The 19060-nt window shown below is 58.5% G+C and carries 19 protein-coding genes; 8 read left to right on the top strand and 11 right to left on the bottom strand.

Annotated elements, in window-relative coordinates:
- Positions 1-4 precede the first annotated feature (4 nt).
- The gene (locus CR159_RS06615; protein ID WP_199173253.1) at positions 5-2515 is read left to right on the top strand and encodes a hybrid sensor histidine kinase/response regulator; all 2511 of its coding nucleotides are present in this window, start codon (positions 5-7) and stop codon (positions 2513-2515) included.
- 21 nt (positions 2516-2536) lie between these two features.
- Positions 2537-2776, top strand: a complete 240-nt coding sequence (locus CR159_RS06610; protein ID WP_102073214.1) for a hypothetical protein — start codon at positions 2537-2539, stop codon at positions 2774-2776.
- Positions 2777-2815: 39 nt separating this feature from the next.
- Here CR159_RS06610 and CR159_RS06605 read toward each other — a convergent pair whose 3' ends face one another.
- Both CR159_RS06605 and CR159_RS06600 read right to left on the bottom strand, forming a co-directional pair.
- Entirely contained in the window at positions 2816-4699 is a 1884-nt protein-coding gene (locus CR159_RS06605; protein WP_102073213.1) for a TRAP transporter permease, read from the bottom strand.
- Between the two features lie 95 nt (positions 4700-4794).
- Positions 4795-5739 (bottom strand): TAXI family TRAP transporter solute-binding subunit, encoded by a 945-nt coding sequence (locus tag CR159_RS06600; protein WP_233208201.1) that lies wholly within the window; start codon positions 5737-5739, stop codon positions 4795-4797.
- A 237-nt stretch (positions 5740-5976) separates the two neighbouring features.
- On the opposite strand from CR159_RS06600, the gene CR159_RS06595 reads away from it, so the two are divergent.
- Positions 5977-7080 carry a malate/lactate/ureidoglycolate dehydrogenase gene (locus CR159_RS06595; RefSeq protein WP_102073212.1) on the top strand — a complete coding sequence of 368 codons (1104 nt, stop codon included), beginning with the start codon at positions 5977-5979 and terminating at the stop codon, positions 7078-7080.
- A gap of 13 nt (positions 7081-7093) precedes the next feature.
- Here the strand turns inward: CR159_RS06595 and CR159_RS06590 are convergent, their stop codons facing one another.
- Complete coding sequence (locus tag CR159_RS06590) at positions 7094-7732, bottom strand: LysE/ArgO family amino acid transporter (protein WP_102073211.1); 639 nt, start codon at positions 7730-7732, stop codon at positions 7094-7096.
- Positions 7733-7847: 115 nt separating this feature from the next.
- Here CR159_RS06590 and CR159_RS06585 point away from each other — a divergent pair, with 115 nt between their 5' ends.
- Positions 7848-8744: a LysR family transcriptional regulator ArgP gene (locus tag CR159_RS06585; RefSeq protein ID WP_102073361.1), complete on the top strand. Its 897-nt coding sequence runs from the start codon at positions 7848-7850 to the stop codon at positions 8742-8744.
- Positions 8745-8789: 45 nt separating this feature from the next.
- Here CR159_RS06585 and CR159_RS06580 read toward each other — a convergent pair whose 3' ends face one another.
- The 3 genes from CR159_RS06580 to CR159_RS06570 all read right to left on the bottom strand — a co-directional run bounded on the left by CR159_RS06580 (position 8790) and on the right by CR159_RS06570 (position 11729).
- Positions 8790-9503: a TerC family protein gene (locus CR159_RS06580; RefSeq protein ID WP_102073210.1), complete on the bottom strand. Its 714-nt coding sequence runs from the start codon at positions 9501-9503 to the stop codon at positions 8790-8792.
- A gap of 392 nt (positions 9504-9895) precedes the next feature.
- Entirely contained in the window at positions 9896-10804 is a 909-nt protein-coding gene (locus tag CR159_RS06575) for an AEC family transporter (RefSeq protein ID WP_439650497.1), read from the bottom strand.
- Between the two features lie 19 nt (positions 10805-10823).
- Positions 10824-11729: a LysR substrate-binding domain-containing protein gene (locus tag CR159_RS06570; protein ID WP_102073208.1), complete on the bottom strand. Its 906-nt coding sequence runs from the start codon at positions 11727-11729 to the stop codon at positions 10824-10826.
- A 135-nt stretch (positions 11730-11864) separates the two neighbouring features.
- Between CR159_RS06570 and CR159_RS06565 the strand changes: the two genes are divergently transcribed.
- Both CR159_RS06565 and CR159_RS06560 read left to right on the top strand, forming a co-directional pair.
- Positions 11865-12857, top strand: a complete 993-nt coding sequence (locus CR159_RS06565; RefSeq protein WP_102073207.1) for a Bug family tripartite tricarboxylate transporter substrate binding protein — start codon at positions 11865-11867, stop codon at positions 12855-12857.
- Positions 12858-12859: 2 nt separating this feature from the next.
- A complete protein-coding gene (locus CR159_RS06560) occupies positions 12860-13720 on the top strand; it encodes an N-formylglutamate amidohydrolase (RefSeq protein ID WP_102073206.1) in 861 nt (286 codons plus the stop codon).
- On the opposite strand, the gene CR159_RS06555 is transcribed toward CR159_RS06560, so the two are convergent.
- Entirely contained in the window at positions 13717-14298 is a 582-nt protein-coding gene (locus CR159_RS06555) for an NUDIX domain-containing protein (protein ID WP_102073360.1), read from the bottom strand. The two genes, CR159_RS06560 and CR159_RS06555, sit on opposite strands and share 4 nt — an antisense overlap.
- 88 nt (positions 14299-14386) lie before the next feature.
- On the opposite strand from CR159_RS06555, the gene CR159_RS06550 reads away from it, so the two are divergent.
- Positions 14387-15361: a Bug family tripartite tricarboxylate transporter substrate binding protein gene (locus CR159_RS06550; RefSeq protein WP_102073205.1), complete on the top strand. Its 975-nt coding sequence runs from the start codon at positions 14387-14389 to the stop codon at positions 15359-15361.
- Between the two features lie 6 nt (positions 15362-15367).
- On the opposite strand, the gene CR159_RS06545 is transcribed toward CR159_RS06550, so the two are convergent.
- Both CR159_RS06545 and CR159_RS06540 read right to left on the bottom strand, forming a co-directional pair.
- The gene (locus CR159_RS06545; protein ID WP_102073204.1) at positions 15368-15556 is read right to left on the bottom strand and encodes a hypothetical protein; all 189 of its coding nucleotides are present in this window, start codon (positions 15554-15556) and stop codon (positions 15368-15370) included.
- Positions 15557-15578: 22 nt separating this feature from the next.
- The gene (locus CR159_RS06540; RefSeq protein WP_102073203.1) at positions 15579-15773 is read right to left on the bottom strand and encodes a hypothetical protein; all 195 of its coding nucleotides are present in this window, start codon (positions 15771-15773) and stop codon (positions 15579-15581) included.
- Positions 15774-15907: 134 nt separating this feature from the next.
- Here CR159_RS06540 and CR159_RS06535 point away from each other — a divergent pair, with 134 nt between their 5' ends.
- Positions 15908-16540, top strand: coding sequence for a UdgX family uracil-DNA binding protein (locus CR159_RS06535; RefSeq protein WP_102073202.1), 633 nt, complete (start codon positions 15908-15910; stop codon positions 16538-16540).
- Between the two features lie 14 nt (positions 16541-16554).
- On the opposite strand, the gene CR159_RS06530 is transcribed toward CR159_RS06535, so the two are convergent.
- Both CR159_RS06530 and CR159_RS06525 read right to left on the bottom strand, forming a co-directional pair.
- The gene (locus tag CR159_RS06530; protein WP_102073201.1) at positions 16555-18069 is read right to left on the bottom strand and encodes a fumarate hydratase; all 1515 of its coding nucleotides are present in this window, start codon (positions 18067-18069) and stop codon (positions 16555-16557) included.
- A gap of 11 nt (positions 18070-18080) precedes the next feature.
- The gene (locus CR159_RS06525; protein WP_102073200.1) at positions 18081-19058 is read right to left on the bottom strand and encodes a Bug family tripartite tricarboxylate transporter substrate binding protein; all 978 of its coding nucleotides are present in this window, start codon (positions 19056-19058) and stop codon (positions 18081-18083) included.
- Between the last annotated feature and the right edge of the window lie 2 nt (positions 19059-19060).

Here is a 19060-nt window from a genome sequence, read left to right as displayed (position 1 = left end):
GATCATGGATACTCAGAATACAGGAATCGTAGGCGGCAAGACCGCTCTCTCGCCTGACTTTCGCTTCCTTCATGGCGGCGGAGAAATGGGCGCGCTGATGCGCTCGCATGACTGGTCCGCGTCGTCGCTGGGGCCTCCTTCAGCTTGGCCTCAATCCTTACGCACGGCCGTACGTCTTTTGTTGAATACGGGCCATCCCATGTATATCTGGTGGGGCCAGGACGGCGCTTGCCTGTACAACGACGCTTACCGAGAGTCGATCGGTCCCGAGCGCCATCCGCAATCCCTGGGCCAGCCTGCCCGGCAGGTCTGGGAAGAGATCTGGGACATAATCGGTCCCCAGATCGAGCAGGTCATGGCGGGCGGGCCGGCAACCTGGAATGAAAATCATCTTGTCCCGATAACCCGCCACGGACGACGTGAAGACGTTTACTGGACCTACAGCTACAGTCCCATCGACGACGAGTCCGTGCCCGGAGGCGTGGGCGGCGTCCTGGTCGTCTGTACTGAAACAACACAAAACGTCATGGCCAAGAAACGCCTGGCGCTAGCCATCGAAAGACAAAGGCGGCTCTTTCAGTGCGCACCTGGATTCATCGCCATTCTTCGTGGGCCGAACCACATCTTCGAATTTGTGAATGATGCCTATATACAGCTGGCCGGAGACCGGGACTACATCGGCAGGCCGGCCCTCGATGCCGTACCCGATATAAAAGACCAGGGCTATAAAGAGCTGCTCGATCAGGTTTACGCCACCGGCGAGCGCTTTGTGGCACAACAGAAATCGCTACGCTTGGCGCGTACCCCGGGCGCATCCTTTGAAGAACGCTTCATTGATTTCATCTACGAGCCTATCGTCGATGCCGATGGCTCGATAAGCGGAATTTTTGTCGAAGGCTTCGACGTTACGGACCGGGCGCTCGCTGATGCGGCATTGCGTGAAAGCGAATCGCGTTTGCGCGAGCTCAACATGTATCTCGAGCGCGAAGTGATGGAGCGTTCGGCTGTGGGCGGGCGCTTCTGGCAGATCAGCCCGGATTTGCTTGGCGTGTTGTCAGTGAACGGACAATTCGAAAGCGTAAATCCTGCCTGGTTGAACGTGCTGGGCTGGACCGAGACCGAAATCGAGGGGATCTCGTTTGTCGACTTGCTTCACCCCGACGAGCGGCACGAGCTGCTGGAAGCATTCGAACGCCTCGAGAAGGGCAAGCCCATTACACGTTTCGAATGCCGATACCGGCGTAAAGATGGCCAATACAACTGGTTTGTATGGGCGGCGGCACCGTTCAACGATGCCTATTACTGTATCGGACGTGACATTACCAGCCAGAAAGAAGCCGAGGAAGAGCTTGCTGTTGCGCGCGACGCCTTGCGCCAGTCGGAAAAAATGGAAGCCATCGGCCAGCTGACCGGCGGCATTGCCCACGACTTCAATAACTTGCTGGCGGGCATTAGCGGCAACCTTGAAATGTTGGAGATGCGCCTGGAACAGGGCCGCCTGTCCGATCTGGACCACTACATCAGCGGGGCGCAAGGTTCGGCGCGCCGGGCTGCAGGTTTGACGCAACGCTTGCTGGCTTTTTCCCGGCGCCAGACGCTGGCGCCCAAGCCCACCGATACCAACCGGCTTATCGCAGACATGGAAGACCTGATCCGCCGTACGGTCGGCCCTGATATCGACGTGTATATCGTGGGTTTCGAGGGCCTTTGGTCAACTCTCGTCGACCCATCCCAGCTGGAGAACGCGCTGCTGAATCTTTGCATCAATGCCCGGGACGCCATGTCTCCCGACGGAGGCCGCCTCACTATCGAAACCGAGAACAAGGCACTTGACGCAAGGGCGGCCCGCGAACGGGCGCTTCCACCGGGCGAGTACGTTGTGCTTAAGGTCACCGACACAGGATCCGGCATGCCGCCCGACGTGATCTCCCAGGCTTTCGATCCTTTTTTTACCACCAAGCCGCTGGGGCAGGGCACAGGGCTCGGGCTCTCGATGATTTATGGTTTCATGCGGCAATCCGGCGGACAGGTGCAGATTTACTCGGAGGTCGGGATGGGCACCACGATGAGTGTTTACTTGCCTCGCCATGCAGGCACCGCCGATGCCCCCAGGGAAGTCAGCAATGCCGCCGTGGCGGCCTCGGGCCGCGGCGAGACCGTGGTGGTCATCGACGATGAACCGGCACTGCGGCAACTGATGGTCGAAGTGCTTGAAGATAACGGCTATATTGCCCTCGAAGCGGCGGACGGGCCGTCAGGCTTGAAACTGCTCGAATCGGAAGACGACGTCGATCTTCTCATTACCGACGTGGGACTGCCGGGCGGCATGAACGGCCGCCAGGTTGCCGACGCAGCGCGGGTAAGCCGCCCCGGTCTGAAGGTATTGTTCGTCACCGGCTATGCCGAAAACGCCATCGTGCGCAATGGTTTGCTGGATAGCGGAATGGAAGTGATGACCAAGCCGTTCACCATGGCGAGCATGGGCAGCAAAATACGCGATCTCATCGGGCGATGAAGATGCATTGGCAAAGGTTAGATGATGAGAGTGTCGGTCAATAAAGACGATCCCGGCCATGCGACTTTGCAGTACGGACGCTACGATGTCTTTTTGGATGGTCAATTGATAAAAGGTTGCATCACCGCGGACGAAGAGCTCGGCATGTGCGAAGTCATCGCCTATGACGACAAAGGCCGCGCAACGGTCGAAGGCGGCCGGCTCAAGACTGTGGTGCGTTACGGCAAGGTCCAGTTGCGGCCGATTGGTGGCAAGAAGTAATAAGGCGGCGAATCATGCGCCGCCTGTTTCAAGTAAAGGCTATACGGAGGTGCTGTTCTTTTCTTCTGCCGGTAGCGATGGTGTCAACGCCGGTTTTACATACAATTGGCTCAGTATGGTCAGGCCTATCAGGCCTGCACCAATCAGGTCGGTAATGATACCGGGCTTGATCAGGGTAATGGCAGCCACCAGCAGCATGGCGCGTTCCCAGTAGCGGACAGGGCCAAAGAAAAAGTACCCGTGCAAGCCTGCTGCCAGGCATGTGACCCCCACGGTTGCCGTCACGATGGTCAGCATGACAGTTCCCACGTCGCCGATCAGCAGCAGCGACGGTGAAAAAACGAACATGAAGGGAATGATATAGCCGGTAAGCCCAAGCTTGACGGCTGCCCAGCTGGTCTCCATGAGGCCTGCGCGCGATATTCCGTTCGCGGCATAGACCGCCATTGCTACTGGCGGCGTGATGGCGGATAGAACGGCAAAGTACAGTACGAACAAGTGGGCAGCCTCGACCTGGACGCCCAGCTTCACGAGGGCAGGAACCAGCAATGCTACTTGCACGATATAAGCTGGTGTCGTGGGTAGACCCATACCCAGCAAAATTCCGGCCGCCATGGTCAATACCAATGCCAGTATCAACGAGTCCTGGGAAATGGCCAGGACCACGCCCGTAAAGCTCAAGCCCAGGCCGGTGAGGGTAATGGCGCCAATGACAATGCCTGCGGTGGCGCACGCCAGCGCCACGACAATGGTATTGCGGGCACCGGCTTCCAGCGTTTCAATAATGGCCGATAGCGTGAAGACGCGCCGTGTACTGGCACGCAGCCATGTGGTAGGTATGACAGAGGCAATACCGCTTAGGGCGGCGAAGGCGGCGCTGTAGCCCATGAGCAATGTGATGATGATGACAAAGAGCGGCAGGAACAGATGGCCGCGTTCGCGGAGCACGGCACCTATGCGGGGAAGGTCAGGCTTGGGCAGGCCCTTCAAGCCGATGCGCTTGGCTTCGAAGTGCACAGCCATGAATACAGCGATGTAATACAGAATGGCCGGCAACACCGCGAATGCCGCCACCGTGAGGTACGAAACACCCAGGAATTCGGCCATGACGAAGGCCGCCGCGCCCATGATGGGCGGCATCAGCTGGCCGCCGGTCGAGGCGACCGCTTCGACGGCGCCGGCAAAACCAGCGTTGTACCCGGTGCGCTTCATCAGCGGAATGGTAAACGTGCCGGTCGTCATGACGTTGGCGACGGCACTGCCAGAGACGGTGCCAAACAAGCTGCTGGTGATGACTGCTACTTTGGCTGGTCCGCCGGCACTGTGTCCCGCCAATGCAAGGGCAAAGTCCATGAATAATTGTCCAGCCCCGCTGCGCTCCACGAAGGCGCCGAACAAGATAAACAGCATGACGTAGGTGGCCGACACGTAGAGGGGAATGCCGAATATCCCTTCGGTGGTCAGGTAGATTTGGTCAAACATTGCAGCGAAGGACTGATTGCCCAAGGTCAGCCCGTACGCGATGAAAACCACAGCAATGATAGGTAGCGCCAGTCCTGTGGCCCGTCGTGTGGCCTCAAGCAGCATCAGGACCAGCGCAGTGCCGAACACGTAATCGTAGACGGTCGGATCATCGACATACGGCATCCGGTAGACGATGTAGTCCAGGTTCAGCGACGGATAAAGTGCGCCCGCAACCGCTACCAGCAGGAAAAGGATATCGACGATGCCCACTTTTGCAGCACGGCCGTTCAAGCCGGGCAAGACAAGAAACGCCAGAGCCAGGGCGAAGGCCAGATGCAGCCCGCGCATTACGTAGGCATCGGGCGGCCCGACGAGTGCCACGTACAGTTGGTAGGCCGACATCGAGGCGCCGACCAGAGTAATCAAACGGGCAGTCCATGTAGCGGGAAGATATGACATGCGGGCTCACCTGCAAAGTGATGACGCGAAGGAATCAGGCGACATGCAGGCAGAAATGATCACATGCCCGGCACGTCGCCTGGTACGCAACTAAGCTATATAGCGCCTTTCTCTTTGTAGAATTTTTCAGCTCCTTTGTGCAGGGGTACGCCGATATCTTCAGCCATCATCTTTAGGGTTGTGGGAGCCATTGCCTTGGCGATGGCTTCGAGGTCTGCTTTGTCGGCGACGATGCCCTGCAGGATTTTATAGACGCTATCTTGATCAAGATCGCAGCGGGCGATGAGGTGAGTGGCATAGCCCACAGCTTGTACATCCTTGTCCTGCCCTGGATAACTGTTAGCCGGAATGGTGAGCTTGGTGTAGCCCGGGTTGAGCTTGCGCATCGCCTGGAACTTGTCGTCGGGGACTTCGATGAGCTTTATTGCACGAGCCGAAGCCAGATCCATGATGGACGACGACGGGACGGTGGTTCCCAACGTAAAGAGCTGCGCGTTATTGTCTTTGAGCAAAGAAACCGCGTCGGTATACGACACATAGCTGACACGGCTCATGTCTTTGTAGGTCATGCCATAGACCTCAAGCATCTGGGCCGTAATGAATTCGGCCGTGTTGCCACGGGGTTGCACTGCTATAGACTTTCCTTTGCTGTCGGCAAGTGAACCGATGTTTGCATCGGCGTTGGCAACGATTTGGAAATATTGGGGATACAGAGTAGCCACGTTGCACACATTGTCGGCCTTGGCTTCGAAAGGTGCGCGACCTGCTACGCCGTCTACGGTCGAGATCGAATTACCAAATCCGAAATCGGCCTTGCCCAATTGCACGGCCTTGACATTCGCTATGCCCGCTCCAGGCAGCACCTGAACCTTCACCCCGGCTTTTCCGGCGATGTTCGCGATCGCGCCTCCCAGGGGGTACCAGGAGCCGCCTTGAGGGCCCGTCATCAATCGAACCTGCTGGGCGCCGGCGATCGTGCCGAACAATACTGATGCAAGGAATCCTGCCGTCACTGCCTTGTTCTTGAGTTTCATGCGCATATGTCTACTCCTCAAATTGCCGTCTAATGGTTGGCCGCCATTCTGTTGCATGGGCGGCGCGTAAGCGATGTGTTTGTAATAATCCGCTTATAGGGTGTCTGAGTCTTAACTCAGGTGCCAGCCAGTATTGTCCGTTGGTAAAATCACTGTCAAGGTGTAAGTGCTAGGGGTTTATATCAATACGGCACGCATATTACGCTTGTTAAGGTGGTGCACTCCGACATTTCAGGCCGATAAATGACCGTTCAAGAATCCACAAAAGCCTCCTCCGATATATTGGTCAATGCTCAAGCCCTGCATGGTTTTGTGCAGCGCTTATGGCTCAAGGCTGGAAGCAGTCCAACCGAGGCAGGCCTGGTTGCCGACCATCTGGTCATGGCCAATCTTACGGGTCACGATTCTCATGGCGTAGGCATGATTCCCCGCTATGTGAAGTCATTGCGGGATGGGGTGCTGGCGCTGAATCAACATGTCGCCATCGTGCGGGATGCCGGCGCTGTGCTGACCGTGGACGGCGTTCGCGGCTTTGGACAAGTCGTTGCGTACGAGGCCATGGACCTAGGCATAGAGCGGGCCAAGGCAATGGGGATCTGCGCCGTGGGCCTTCGCAACGCCCATCATATCGGCCGTATCGGCCACTGGGCCGAGCAGTGCGCACGACAAGGGCTGGTTTCCTTTCATTTCGTGAACGTAGCGGGCAGTGTCCATGTGTCGCCATGGGGCGGCAGCGACGGCCGATTTGGTACCAACCCGTTTTGCGCGGCCTTTCCCCGCAAGGGAAAAGAGCCTCTGGTGCTTGACTTTGCCACCAGTGGCATTGCGCAAGGCAAGGCGCGGGTCGCCTATAACAAAGGCGCCAAGGTGGCTGAGGGCTGCCTGATCGATGCCCAGGGCCGGCCCACAACAGATCCACGCGTCATGTTCGAGGCGCCGCACGGGGCCTTGCGTACCTTCGGCGAACACAAAGGCCACGGGCTTGCAATGATGTGCGAGTTGTTTTCAGGAGCACTGACCGGCGGGTACACCACCCATGCCGAGACACGTGTCAAGCACAGCGGCATCATCAATTGCATGCTTTCCGTCATTATCAATCCGGAGGCATTCGACGCTGCCGATACGGAAGCCGAAGCAGAGGCTTTCATCGAATGGGTCAAGGCATCGCCCAGGTCGACCGGCACTGACCAGATTTTTGCGCCCGGAGAGCCTGAACGGTTGCGAATCGCACAGCGACGCAGCGCGGGCATACCAATTGATCCAGGCACCTGGAGCGAAATTATCGCTGCGGCGACTGCACTGGATATGCCGCAATCCGATATTGCCTCGGTGCACGAAGCCGGCTAGCGCGGCGCGCGGATCAAATTCCCATTCCCTTGTGGGCAAGTCCGAAGGCCAGCCCCGCCATGACGACGGCGATGATCCCATCGAGGACCCGCCACGCTTTCTGCCTCGCGAACAGCGGTGCGAACAGCCTGGCCCCTGCGCCCAGCAGTACCAGCCACGTCATGCTGGCGGTGAGTGCCCCGGCGGCGAAGCCCATGCGCGCGTCGGCGAAGCTGTGAGCCAGCGATCCGACCACCACCATGTCCAGCCAGAAATGCGGATTCAGCAGGGTGAAGCCGGTGGCGGCCAGCACCGCGGCTCGCCGCGATGGAACAGCGTGGCGCGCTGCCGCCAGGCCGCTTTGCGATGTCAATGCGCGATGAGCGGACTGCAAGGCATACCAGAGCAGGAATGCAACGCCAAACCACAGGATGCCGTCGGTCAGCCACGGCATTGACGTGGCGACGGCCTGCAGTCCCCATACGCTGGCAAAGATGAAGACGGCATCAATAAGGGCGCAGACCACCAGGATGCTCGTCAGATGGGCGCGCATCAACCCTTGGCGCAGGATGAAAGCGCTTTGCGCGCCGACGACGGCGAAGAGGCCCAGGCCGGTGGCGATGCCACTGGCCCATGCGGAGTAAAACGAAGGCTGAAGAGCAAGCGAGAACATACGGAATTCCAAGAATGACAATGCCGCAGCAGTTCGCTACGGCATTGCCCATTCTGACCCTTCTCGCGTATAAAATAAAGCTAATTTAATTAACCATGATTAAGCTGCGCTAATGTTGAATATCGACCATGGAAATCTCCGGGCGCTTGCCGCCGTCGTGCGCGAGGGTAGCTTCGAACGCGCCGCAGCCGTACTGAACGTGACGCCTTCTGCCGTGTCCCAGCGCATCAAGGTACTGGAAGAGCGCATGGGCCGGCTGCTGGTGCAGCGCACCGTTCCTGCAATAGCCACCCCGGATGGCCAAGTGCTGGTGCAGTTGGCCGAACACACTGCCTTGCTTGAGCATGATGCGCTTAACCGGCTTGGTCTGGAAGATAGCATGCCGCAAACCAGTATCGCCGTGGCCGTCAACCACGACAGCCTCGAAACCTGGTTCATGCATGCGGCAGAGTTGTTCTCGGGCAAGACCAGCGCCACGCTGGATTTACAGTCCGAAGACCAGGACCATACTGCCGCCCTGTTGCGCAAGGGCGCCGTGCTGGGAGCGGTGACCACACTGTCCGACCCGGTACAGGGATGCCGGATCCACGCGCTGGGCAGCATGCGTTATGTCGCCACTTGCTCGCCTGACTTTCATCAGCGCTATTTTTCCAAGGGCGTCAATGCACGCTCTTTGGCCGAGGCGCCGGTCCTGGTTTTCAATAGAAAAGACGCCATGCAGGCGCGTTTTGCAAAAAAGGTGATGGGCGGTGCCGACTGGCATCCGCCGGTATGGTGGCTGCCCTCATCGCGTGCCTTCGTGCAAGCCACGTTGGCAGGATTGGGCTGGACCATGAATCCCTTGCTGTTGGCGCAGGAGGGACTGGCCGCAGGCCGTCTGGTACCGCTGCGAGCGCGGGCCTGGGAGGATGTGCCGCTTTACTGGCAGCACTGGGGGGTTGATTCGCAGACCATGGAGGTCTTGAGCCATTCCGTCCTCGCGGCAGCGGCGGGACTGGTGCGGCGGCGCTGACGCGTCAACGTCGGGCGCTGTTGCGTCGGGCGCCGCCGGCAAGGCTTACTGCTGTTCTGCCACAGTAGCCGAACGCTTGCGTTGCGCCAGCAGGCGGCCAGCGATCACAATGAACAATGCACCGACAATTTCAGCCGCCAGTTTCATGGTGCCTGTGATTGGGCCGAACTGTTCGACGATCACGACATCGGTGACCAGCATTCCGCCCGCGATCCAGCCCAGCAACGCTGCACCGAACGTGACGACCATTGGGAAGCGATCGATAAGCTTCAGAACAATCGTGCTGCCCCAGATGATGATAGGCACGCTGACGACCAGGCCGAAGATGACCAGTCCGATTTGATGGTCGGGGTTGGCGGTCTGGGCTGCGCCGGCGATGGCAATGACGTTATCCAGGCTCATGACAAAGTCGGCAATGATAATCGTCTTGAAGGCAGATAATATTGAGCCGCCACCATCGATTTTTCCGTGGGCGTCTTCTTCCGGGATGAGAAGTTTGACACCGACCCACACCAGCAATAGTGCGCCGACGATCTTCAGGTAAGGCACGGCAAGCAGGGTCAGGGCAAAGGCAATCAATGCAACGCGCAGGAAGATGGCGCCGGCGGTGCCCCAAAGTATGCCTTGCATCCGTTGTTTGGCCGGAAGGTTACGACAAGCCAGCGCGATCACGACGGCATTGTCGCCGCCCAGCAGGATGTCAATCAGGATAATCTGGAATACTGCGGCCCAGCTTAGTGTTTGTAAAAATTCAAGCATCGGTCACCCGTATGAGTAAAAATTGAAAAGGGAAACGGATCGGGCCGACTGCAAGCCTGCTTGAGTATCGCCTTGATGCTGAGGGGGCGAGCTCCAGACTAAGCAAAATGGCCTGATCCAGAAGGACACAGGCCATTGACAGCTATTGCTGGGCTAAGCAAAATGGCCTGATCCAGAAGGACACAGGCCATTGACAGCTATTGCTGGGATATGAGCCTTGCCTTCGATGGCAAGGTCTTGCTAGCAACATGTGGATGTTGCCCGAGCACCGGGCGTTTGCAGAGTGATGCAAGACAGCCGTAATGACGATGCGTCGGAAGAAAGCTACTCCCCTTGATGTTCGCCAGTATATTGATGTGAGCGATAAAGTCAAGCTTATCAGTACGCTAACTTCAGGGCGTCGCGGCGGCCCATCCTACCAATAGTGGCGAAAAAATCAGGAACAGTGTTGTCGAAACGAGCACGGCGCCGGCGGATATTTCACCGACCTTGGTGTATCGTTCGGCGTAAAGGTAGCTTACGACCGCCACCGGCATGAGCATTTGCAGTACGACTACGCCACCCACCAGTGGCGGCAGGTCAATCAGGCTGGTGACGGCGATGCCTGCCATGGCGCCAACACCTAGCCGAATCAGACCCACGACGGAGCCTGGTCCAACGCTGGAGCGCGATACGGTTGCCAACGAATAGCCCAAGCTAAGAAGCATAAGCGGGACCGTCAATGAACCGACCAAGTGCGCACTGGCCAGGATGGGCGCTGGTAAAGAGAAATCCAGTAGCCGAAGGCCTACGGCCGCAATACAAGCGGCCGCTACGCCGCTCGGCCATTTGCTTGGCCGGGTCTCGCGCGTGTTCCAGCCAAGCAGCCATACGCCCAAGGTGTGCTGAAACAGGGAAAAAATGGCGAAGATCGTTACGGCGACCGTTAACCCGACCTCGCCAAAGGCAAGCTGCGCGATCGGCAGACCAAGATTCCCGGCATTGGGAAACGTCGCAGTCGGAAGCAGCGATGCCACCGGCAGGCGGGCCAAATACAACAAGATGGCGGCAAGGCATGCCATCACTGCAAGCCCCAGCAAAGCGGCGGCGAGAATATCCAGTAATAAGGCGTCGTTCAGCTTGGTCGTCAGGAGGGTATGAAATACCAGCGCGGGCGTCGTAACCGAGGTGACCAGCACCGATACGAATTCGCCCGGGTAGTCCTTTTTCTTCAGGGCCCAACTGGCGCCTATTCCAGCGCAGACCAGTACCGGCAACAGGAAACCCATTATATTGCCGTACTGCGTTATCCAGCCTAACAGTGTCATATCAAAGCCTTCTTTATTTGCATTCGCGGGCGGCTGCTTCCAGCAGCCATGCGCGGAAGGCGCTCAGTGCAGGATGGTCCTTGCGTTGCTGTGGGCAGCACAGGACATAGCCGCGATCGAGCGATACGGGTATGTCAAACGGCGTGGCCACGCGGCCGGCATCGATTTCATCGCGTACCAGGCAGCGCTGAAGTACGGCGATGCCCATATCAGCCATGACGGCGCGCACGATAATGGAGACCTGGTCCAGCGCTGTGCCCGGCTGCGGCTTGCCCGCAACGCCGACCGCATCGAACCAGCGTTGCCAGTTGTCGGTTGCGTTGGCGTGGTACAGCAGGGCTTCGTCGAGCAGCTCGCCGGGATGGTTCCAGCGCCCGGCTGCCCGGCGCGCCCGGAGGCGCTCGGGATGGCAGATAACGACGATCTCCCTGCCCAGCAGATAGTCGCAATGGCATTGCGGCCATTGTTGAGGAAGACCGCTGAGGATGGCGGCGTGCGGCGTGGCTTGTGAGAAGTCTTCATCGCGTCGATATGCGGCGAAGGACAGGGTGATTTCCGGATGAAGGCGATGGAAGTCGGGGAGGCGCGGTACCAGCCAGACACTGGCCAGCGTGGGCACCACGGCCAGGCTGAGGTGCTGGCGGCCGGCGGCCCCGCGCAATTCCGACGAAATGGTTTCTATAGCATGCAATGGGCCGGCGGTGGCATCGGCCAGTCGGCGTCCCGCCTCGGTAAGCGTCAGTCCGTGGGCACTGCGCTTCATTAGCGGCTGGCCAAAATGTGCTTCGAGCCGGGAAATGGCGCGGCTGACCGCTCCCTGGGTCAGGCAGAGTACTTCCGCAGCCTTTGTGAAGCTGCCCAGGCGTGCTGCCGTGGCGAAGGCGTGCAATTCTGACATCGATGGCGAGTGAATCTTCATTACGGCGATACGAGACGAGGTGGTGAAAGGGTAGCATTACATTATGTAATACTGGCGTGAAATATAGTCGTTTGCCGGTAACAAGTAAATTGCAGATACTCCATTTTTGTCCTTCACACGTTACCGGAGTTTTTCATGTCCGCAACAATTACCGCAAAGTTGGTTCGCCGTGCCCTCGCCGGTGCTGCCATGTTCATGATGGGCTGTGCCGGCTCCGCCGTGGCGGCCGATTACCCATCCCATTCCCTTCGCATGATCGTACCGTTTGCCGCCGGCGGCTCGACCGATCTGGTCGGTCGTTTGATTGCCGAGTATGTCGGGCGTGAATTGGGTCAAGCCATTGTCGTGGAAAACAAATCCGGTGCCGGCGGTGCCATGGGTGCCGAGCAGATCGCGCGCGCCGTACCCGATGGCTACACCATCGGCATGGCCACGGTAAGTACCCACGGGGCGAATCCCGCCATTCACAAAGGCCTGAAATACGATGCGGTGAAGGACTTCGCACCCATTGCCAACGTAATGGGCATCCCCAGCATCTTTGCCGTCAACATGAAGGTACCGGCCAAGGATATGAAAGAATTCATTGCGCTGGCCAAGTCCAAGCCCATGGACTATTCGTTTGCCTCTCCGGGCGTGGGTTCGCTGGGCCATGCCAACATTGAAAACTTCATGATGCTCTCCGACATCAAATTGCTGCACGTGCCTTATCGCGGCGCGGGTCCAGCATTGAACGATGCATTGGCCGGCCAGGTCGACGCCATTACCGACAACTTGTCCTCGACCTTGCCGCATTTGCAGGAAGGTCGCTTGCGTCCGCTGGCGGTCCTGGGTGCCGAGCGTTCGGCCCTGTTGCCGGATGTGCCGACTTACATCGAGCTGGGATTTCCCGAGATGGGAACCGGCGGTTGGTTTGGCCTGGTTGCACCGGCAGGCACGCCCAAGGAAATTATCGATCGCTTGAACCAGGCCGTGCGCAAGGCCGCGGCCAGTCCGGAGTTCCAGGAACGCGCCAGGAAGGCGGGCGGTACGCTCATAACAAACTCGCCTGAAGAATTCGCCCAGGACATCGATGCTGCGCTGAAACGCTATGCCGCGGTAGCCAAAGCCGCCAACATCCAGACGAACTGATGATGTCGCAACCAGCCATTGAAGCTGTCCTCCGAATCGACCCGACCACCGAGGCGATCCCGATGGTCTGCGACTCGCCGCATAGCGGCACGACCTATCCGGCCGACTTTGGCCATGTCGTACCGCTGGCCTTGCTGCGCCAGGGCGAAGACACTCATGTCGAGGCCCTGTGGGCGGCGGCTCCGCAGCATGGAGCCACGCTTGTCGCTGCTACGTTCCCGCGTACTTATATCGACGCGAATCGCAGTCTCACCGACCTGGATCCGGATGCGCTGGATGGACAATGGCCGGAAGCCCTCTCGCCGGGCGAAAAGACGCGCCTGGGCAAGGGGCTGGTCTGGACGCGCATGGACGCCCGTAACCCGATCTACGAACGCAGGCTGAGCGTTGCCGAGGTGCGTCACCGCATCGACCACTACTACGCGCCGTATCACGCAGTGCTGGCCCAGGCCATCCAGGAACGCTATGAACAATTTGGCGCTTTGTGGCATATGAACCTGCACTCCATGCCCAACGATGCCTACGAACGGCTGGGCTTGCGCAGCGAGCATCCACTGGCGGATTTTGTGCTGGGTGACCGCGACGGTACGACTTGCGAGCCGGAATTCGTGCAACTGATCGAAGATGTATTGCGCGGCAAAGGCTATACGGTTGCCCGCAACGATCCGTATAAAGGCGTCCAGTTGATCGCGCAAATTGGACAGCCGGCGCTGCGCAGACATAGCCTGCAGATCGAGATCAGGCGGCCGGTCTATATGGATGAAGCCAGCCGCGAACGCAATGACGGATTCCATCGTCTTCAACGCGATCTCGGCGACCTTCTGGGCGAGGTTCGGGCTTACGTAAGCCGTCGCATCGGCTAAGCAGGTTTCCAGTCCAGCGACCAGGCGCCGGAACGCACGTTCTGCAACCAGAGGCTGCAGCTTAGCGTCTTGGCGTCCGTGATGGCGCCGTTGCTGCACGCTGCCAGGACGTCGTCCGCCGCCATGGGCAGTAATTCCAGGAATTCGTCGTCGTCCAGCTGTGCGTCGCCGGCAATCAGATCGCGTGCAAAGAGAATATGGATAATTTCCGTGGAGTAGGAAATGGCCAGATGCAAGGCGCCCGCATAGGCCCAGCTGCCGGCCGTATAGCCGGTTTCTTCCATAAGTTCGCGTTTGGCGCAGGCCAGCGGGTCTTCGCCGGGGTCCAGCTTGCCGGCCGGGAGCTCCGTCATGACCCGGCCCACCGGATAACGAAACTGGCGTTCGAGCAATACGGTGTCATCATCCATCAGGGCGATGATGACCACGGCCCCGGGATGGACGAAGTATTCGCGGGTGGCGCTGGCGCCGTCAGGCAGGCGCACCGTGTCTCGGCGCGCATTCAGGAAGCGACCCTCGAAGAGCGGTTCGCTGTGCAGCAGTGTTTCGGTCAGGTGATCGTCGGTGGTATCGGTCATGGCGGTGCGCAGTAAAGTTAATGGATAAGAAGCAGCCTTCCAAGGATACAATTGTTCATCCGTATTCCCCAGACCCAGGAAGACTCCCATGTCAAAAACAAAAATGTCGGGCATGCTGACTGCATGCCTTCTTGCCGCCGCCACATCAGCCTCCGTCGCCGCCAGTTGGCCGGAAAAGCCGGTCCGGGTCATCGTCGTATATCCTCCTGGCGGCGTCAGCGACACAGTAACGCGTGCAATCTCGGAAGAACTCAGCGTCCGCCTGAAGACACCGTTCGTGGTGGAAAACAAGGGCGGTGCGGGCGGAACGGTCGGCATGGCAGCCGTAGCAAAGGCCGAGCCTGACGGCTACACAATCGGGTTTTCATCAATCAGCCCGGTTGCGCTGTCTCCGCTGATTTCGAAAGTATCCTACGATCCCGCCAAAGATATTGCTCCGGTCGCCAGCGTCATGGTGTCCCCGGTGGTGCTGTTGGGAACCAGTGCATTCAAAGGCAAGAGCCTTCAAGACGTAATCAGTCAGTCCGAAGCAAACCCGGGGTCTTTGCGCTGGGCGACATCGGGGCCTGGCTCGGTAGGCCATCTAATGCTGGAACAGTTCCAGCACGATGCCAAGGTGAGCGTGACGCACGTGCCCTACAAGGGCAGCGGACAACAAACGAACGATGCACTGGGCGGGCAGTTCGAACTGATCTCGACCAATGTAAGTTCGGCGCTGATCGGGCATATACAGCGCGACGCACTTCACGCCGTCGCGATTGCCGCGCCCAAGCGGGCTGGTTTTCTGCCCGATGTGCCGACCTTCACTGAATTGGGTTATGCCAAGGCCAATAAAATGTCGGTCTTCGGTTTCTTCGCGCCCGGTGGTACGCCCGAGGACATCGTTACGCGCCTGAACACGGAAATCAACGCGGTCATTGCAACACCGAAAATCCAGGAAATGCTGACAGGTAGCAGCAATATACCCGTGACCGGTACACCGCAAGATTTTTCCGGTCAGATCGGCGATGAGCTCCAGGCGAATCGTGATCTGATACAAGGCGCGGGGCTTAAACTGCAATAAGTCCGCTTAGCTGCCCAAGTCTATCCCCGGATCGGCAGGTGTCGGCTTGTTGGTGCCGCTTTTCGGCTTTGTGGGGCGTTTCAGCCCCAGTTCGGGCAACAAGTCCTTTTCCTCTTCTTTTTCGTTTTGCCGTTGTTGCTTGGCTTTTCCTAAAGAAATGCTGCCGTCACCTGGTTCAAGTTTTGCGTTGGCCATGTCTTTGCTCCTCGCAGTGTTTTCACTGCGTTTTCGTGTTCATCACTGGTCGATCGGAATTGCTCGATGCGTTCAAGGCTGCGGTGGCACCGAGTGGCGCTGTCTTCAATACCCTTGTGTAGTTTTTTATGCCGGGGGACCACATCAAGGGGCGCCGTTCGCCGATCGGTTCGCCATTGCGTTCGTTTCGGTCTGATTTGATGTAGGCTCGATCCATATTGTTTCCTATGATGCGGTTATTGAAGGGTGGGTATAGGCCATAGCAAGTGCCGTGCCCGTCGTGTGTTCCCTGCAATGTTGGCGCGGCACGTCGCTTGCAGGTACTTGCGGAATTCCCTCCTGGAGCCCGCCATGTCAGCTGACGAGCCACAACGCAAATCCGACCAGCTTGCACCGGACGCCGGGCTTGAAGAGCTGCGCAACGCTGCGCAAGACTGCCGCGACTGTCCCATCGGCAAGCATGCTACCCAGGTGGTTTTCGGCGAAGGTGTGCTTGCCGCAAGGTTGATGCTGGTAGGCGAGCAACCGGGCGACCGCGAAGATATCCAGGGTCACCCGTTTGTAGGTCCTTCAGGGCATCTTCTGGATCGGGCATTGGAGCAACTGGGATGGGCGCGCGAATCAATATTCCTGACCAATGCGGTAAAGCATTTCAAGTTTCAACTGCGCGGCAAGCGACGCATGCACAAATCCCCGGCACAACGGGAAATCGAAATCTGTGCGCAGTGGCTGGACCGCGAGCTTGCCTTGCTGAGGCCCGAAGCGGCTGTGGCATTGGGTGCAACGGCGGCAAGGGCGCTTACCGGCCATCCCGTGGCCGTCATGCGGGAAAGAGGCAATTGGCTGGAGACCCCGGACGGGTTGCCAGTACTGGTGACGCTGCATCCTTCGGCCTTGCTGCGCGGGCCATCAGCGGAGCGCGAGCAGGCATTCGAGAGGTGGCTGGACGATCTGAAGAAGGCGTCCGCTTACGTGGAAAAGTGATGATGTCAGGCCTTTCATGTGCCATCCACTTCGGCGAAGAAAGTCTTGTGCACCGACCGGCCATTGGCATCGACCGCCACGACCACAGGCATGTTATGTACCGTGAACTCGTATATGGCTTCCATGCCCAGATCTTCGAAGGCGACTATTCGGGCCGATTGAACTGCCTTTGAGATAAGATAGGCGGCCCCTCCCACTGCCATCAAATATGCCGCGCCGGCCTGCTTGATCGCCGAAATGGCTATCGGACCACGCTCCGCCTTGCCGATCGTTACGAGTAAGCCCGTTTTTTCCAGCAACGCTGGCATGAACTTGTCCATGCGCGTGGAAGTCGTGGGCCCGGCCGGCCCGACTGCTTCCCCCTCGATTGGATCAACGGGGCCGACGTAGTAGATTGCGCGGCCACACAGTTTTACGGGCAAGGGTTGTTGACGTTCCAGCAAGTCGGCTAAGCGCTTATGTGCTGCATCCCGCGCCGTCAGCAACGTTCCTGAGAGCAAGATCGTATCGCCCGCCTTCCAGGTGGCTACTTCCGCAGGCGTCAGCGTGTCTAGGTTGACCGCTTTGCCTTCCAGTGCGGGAAGCGAATCCGGTATGCCGGACCACAGCGAGGGTGAGGGCGGCTCCAGTTTTGCAGGACCTGAGCCATCGAGTTCGAAGGTGATAAACCGTGTGGCTGCGCAGTTGGGAATTATCGCAACCGGAAGCAGCGCGGCGTGCGATGCGGCCTGTTCGATCTTGATATCGAGTACGGTGGTGTTTCCTCCCAGCCCCTGCGCCCCTATTCCGAGGCTATTGATGCGTTCGAAGAGCTCGAGCCTCAGTTCGTCAACAGGGCTCTGGGGGCCTTGCTTCTGTAATACATGCATGTCGATGGGCGAGAACAATGCGTGTTTGGCCATGATCATGGCTTGTTCCGGGCTGCCTCCAACACCAATGCCCAGGACGCCGGGCGGGCACCATCCAGCGCCCATCGCAGGTATTTGGCCTACCACCCAATCGGCGACGGAGTCGCTGGGGTTCAGCATGGTGTAGCGGGCCTTTACGTCGCCACCACCTCCTTTCGCGGCGACGGTCATGCCAACTGTATTGCCTTCGACCATCTCAATATGGACAATGGCCGGCGTGTTGTCTCGTGTATTGGTCCGGCAACCAAGAGGGTCTTGAATCATGGACGCCCGCAAGGGATTTGATGTCGAGCCGTAAGCCCGGGCGACAGCCTGATTAGCCAGCTTTTGGAGGCTCGGGGTGATATCGCTTTGCTCGTCGCGTATGCGTGCGTCCATGCCCAAGCGGAAAAACACGTGCACGATGCCGGTGTCCTGGCACACCGGACGCCTGGCCGTTGCACAAAGCTTGCTATTGATCAGTATCTGCAGCAAGGCGTTGCGGGCAGGGCCATGCGTTTCAGCTTCATATGCCTGTTTCAGTGACTGTACGAAGTCTGCGGGATGGTAGTAGCTTATGAATTGCAATGCATCTGCAATGCTGTCTACCACGTCGTTTGCGCGTATTGTCCGTGTCGTCATCGCGAAGTTCTTTATTTGAGTTTGATGCCTGCTTCTTTTATGACTTGTGCCCAACGCTTGCCTTCATCCGCGGTGTATTGCTGGAAGGCTTTTGGGGCATAGTCTGCATCGGACAGCAAGAGGATGCCCTGGTCGGACATTTTCTGTGTAAATGCTTTGTCCTGCATCATGGTTTGGTAAGCCGACGACAGTGTGTCGATGACATTGGATGGAGTACCTTTGGGTGCGTACAGACCGTACCACGTTGATACCTGGAATCCGGGAACCGCTTTCTCCTTCATGGTGGGAACGCCCGGGAACTGGTCCATTCGCTTATCCGACGTCAGGCCCAGCGCGCGAACTTTGCCGCCTCGGGTCTGTGGAAGCGCCGTGTTGGTTTGGTCGAACATGGCGTCTACCTGTCCGCCCATCAGGTCGTTCAGCGCCGGCCCTGCTCCCTTGTAGGCGATCGGAGTTATTTTCATCCCTGCCTTGCTGGCAAACATCGCCGCTACAAGATGAGAGGTCGATCCTACCCCCGCATTACTGAAGTTGAGCTGTTCCGGATTTGCCTTGCCGAAAGCCACCAGCTCGTCGATAGTCTTGTAGGATGAGTTTTCTCCTACCAACAGTACCAGCGGCGTGTCGGGAAACCGGAATACAGCCTCGAAGTCTTTCACCGGGTCGTAGCGAAGCTCCGAATACAGGGACGGCGCTGCAGCCATGTAGCCGATGTGCCCCACCAAAAAGGTATACCCATCCGGATCGGAGCGGGCTGCTGCTGTGGCGCCTATGGTGCCACCTGCGCCCGGCTTGTTCTCGACCAGAATAGTTTGCTTTATCTCCTGGGACAACCGGTTGGCGATGTTCCGGGCCATGGAGTCTGTGGGTCCGCCGGCCGAGAACGGTACGATCCACGTGATTGCACGACTAGGATAGTCGTCGGCCGCATGAGCGGCGATGGGGCTGAGCAGTGTAGATGTAGCGAGAATTGCGATCCATTTTTTCATTG

This window comes from Pollutimonas subterranea (genome assembly GCF_002849655.1).
In the GTDB taxonomy this organism is placed as follows: Bacteria; Pseudomonadota; Gammaproteobacteria; order Burkholderiales; family Burkholderiaceae_B; genus Pollutimonas; species Pollutimonas subterranea.
This window is presented reverse-complemented; position numbering and strand designations above follow the sequence as displayed.

Coding starts and splice junctions, on each gene's coding strand:
- CR159_RS06615 (WP_199173253.1), top strand. CDS start 5: ATGGATACTCAGAATACAGGAATCGTAGGCGGCAAGACCGCTCTCTCG.
- CR159_RS06610 (WP_102073214.1), top strand. CDS start 2,537: ATGATGAGAGTGTCGGTCAATAAAGACGATCCCGGCCATGCGACTTTG.
- CR159_RS06605 (WP_102073213.1), bottom strand. CDS start 4,699: ATGTCATATCTTCCCGCTACATGGACTGCCCGTTTGATTACTCTGGTC.
- CR159_RS06600 (WP_233208201.1), bottom strand. CDS start 5,739: ATGCGCATGAAACTCAAGAACAAGGCAGTGACGGCAGGATTCCTTGCA.
- CR159_RS06595 (WP_102073212.1), top strand. CDS start 5,977: ATGACCGTTCAAGAATCCACAAAAGCCTCCTCCGATATATTGGTCAAT.
- CR159_RS06590 (WP_102073211.1), bottom strand. CDS start 7,732: ATGTTCTCGCTTGCTCTTCAGCCTTCGTTTTACTCCGCATGGGCCAGT.
- CR159_RS06580 (WP_102073210.1), bottom strand. CDS start 9,503: ATGCTTGAATTTTTACAAACACTAAGCTGGGCCGCAGTATTCCAGATT.
- CR159_RS06570 (WP_102073208.1), bottom strand. CDS start 11,729: ATGAAGATTCACTCGCCATCGATGTCAGAATTGCACGCCTTCGCCACG.
- CR159_RS06565 (WP_102073207.1), top strand. CDS start 11,865: ATGTCCGCAACAATTACCGCAAAGTTGGTTCGCCGTGCCCTCGCCGGT.
- CR159_RS06560 (WP_102073206.1), top strand. CDS start 12,860: ATGTCGCAACCAGCCATTGAAGCTGTCCTCCGAATCGACCCGACCACC.
- CR159_RS06555 (WP_102073360.1), bottom strand. CDS start 14,298: ATGACCGATACCACCGACGATCACCTGACCGAAACACTGCTGCACAGC.
- CR159_RS06550 (WP_102073205.1), top strand. CDS start 14,387: ATGTCAAAAACAAAAATGTCGGGCATGCTGACTGCATGCCTTCTTGCC.
- CR159_RS06545 (WP_102073204.1), bottom strand. CDS start 15,556: ATGGCCAACGCAAAACTTGAACCAGGTGACGGCAGCATTTCTTTAGGA.
- CR159_RS06540 (WP_102073203.1), bottom strand. CDS start 15,773: ATGGATCGAGCCTACATCAAATCAGACCGAAACGAACGCAATGGCGAA.
- CR159_RS06535 (WP_102073202.1), top strand. CDS start 15,908: ATGTCAGCTGACGAGCCACAACGCAAATCCGACCAGCTTGCACCGGAC.
- CR159_RS06530 (WP_102073201.1), bottom strand. CDS start 18,069: ATGACGACACGGACAATACGCGCAAACGACGTGGTAGACAGCATTGCA.
- CR159_RS06525 (WP_102073200.1), bottom strand. CDS start 19,058: ATGAAAAAATGGATCGCAATTCTCGCTACATCTACACTGCTCAGCCCC.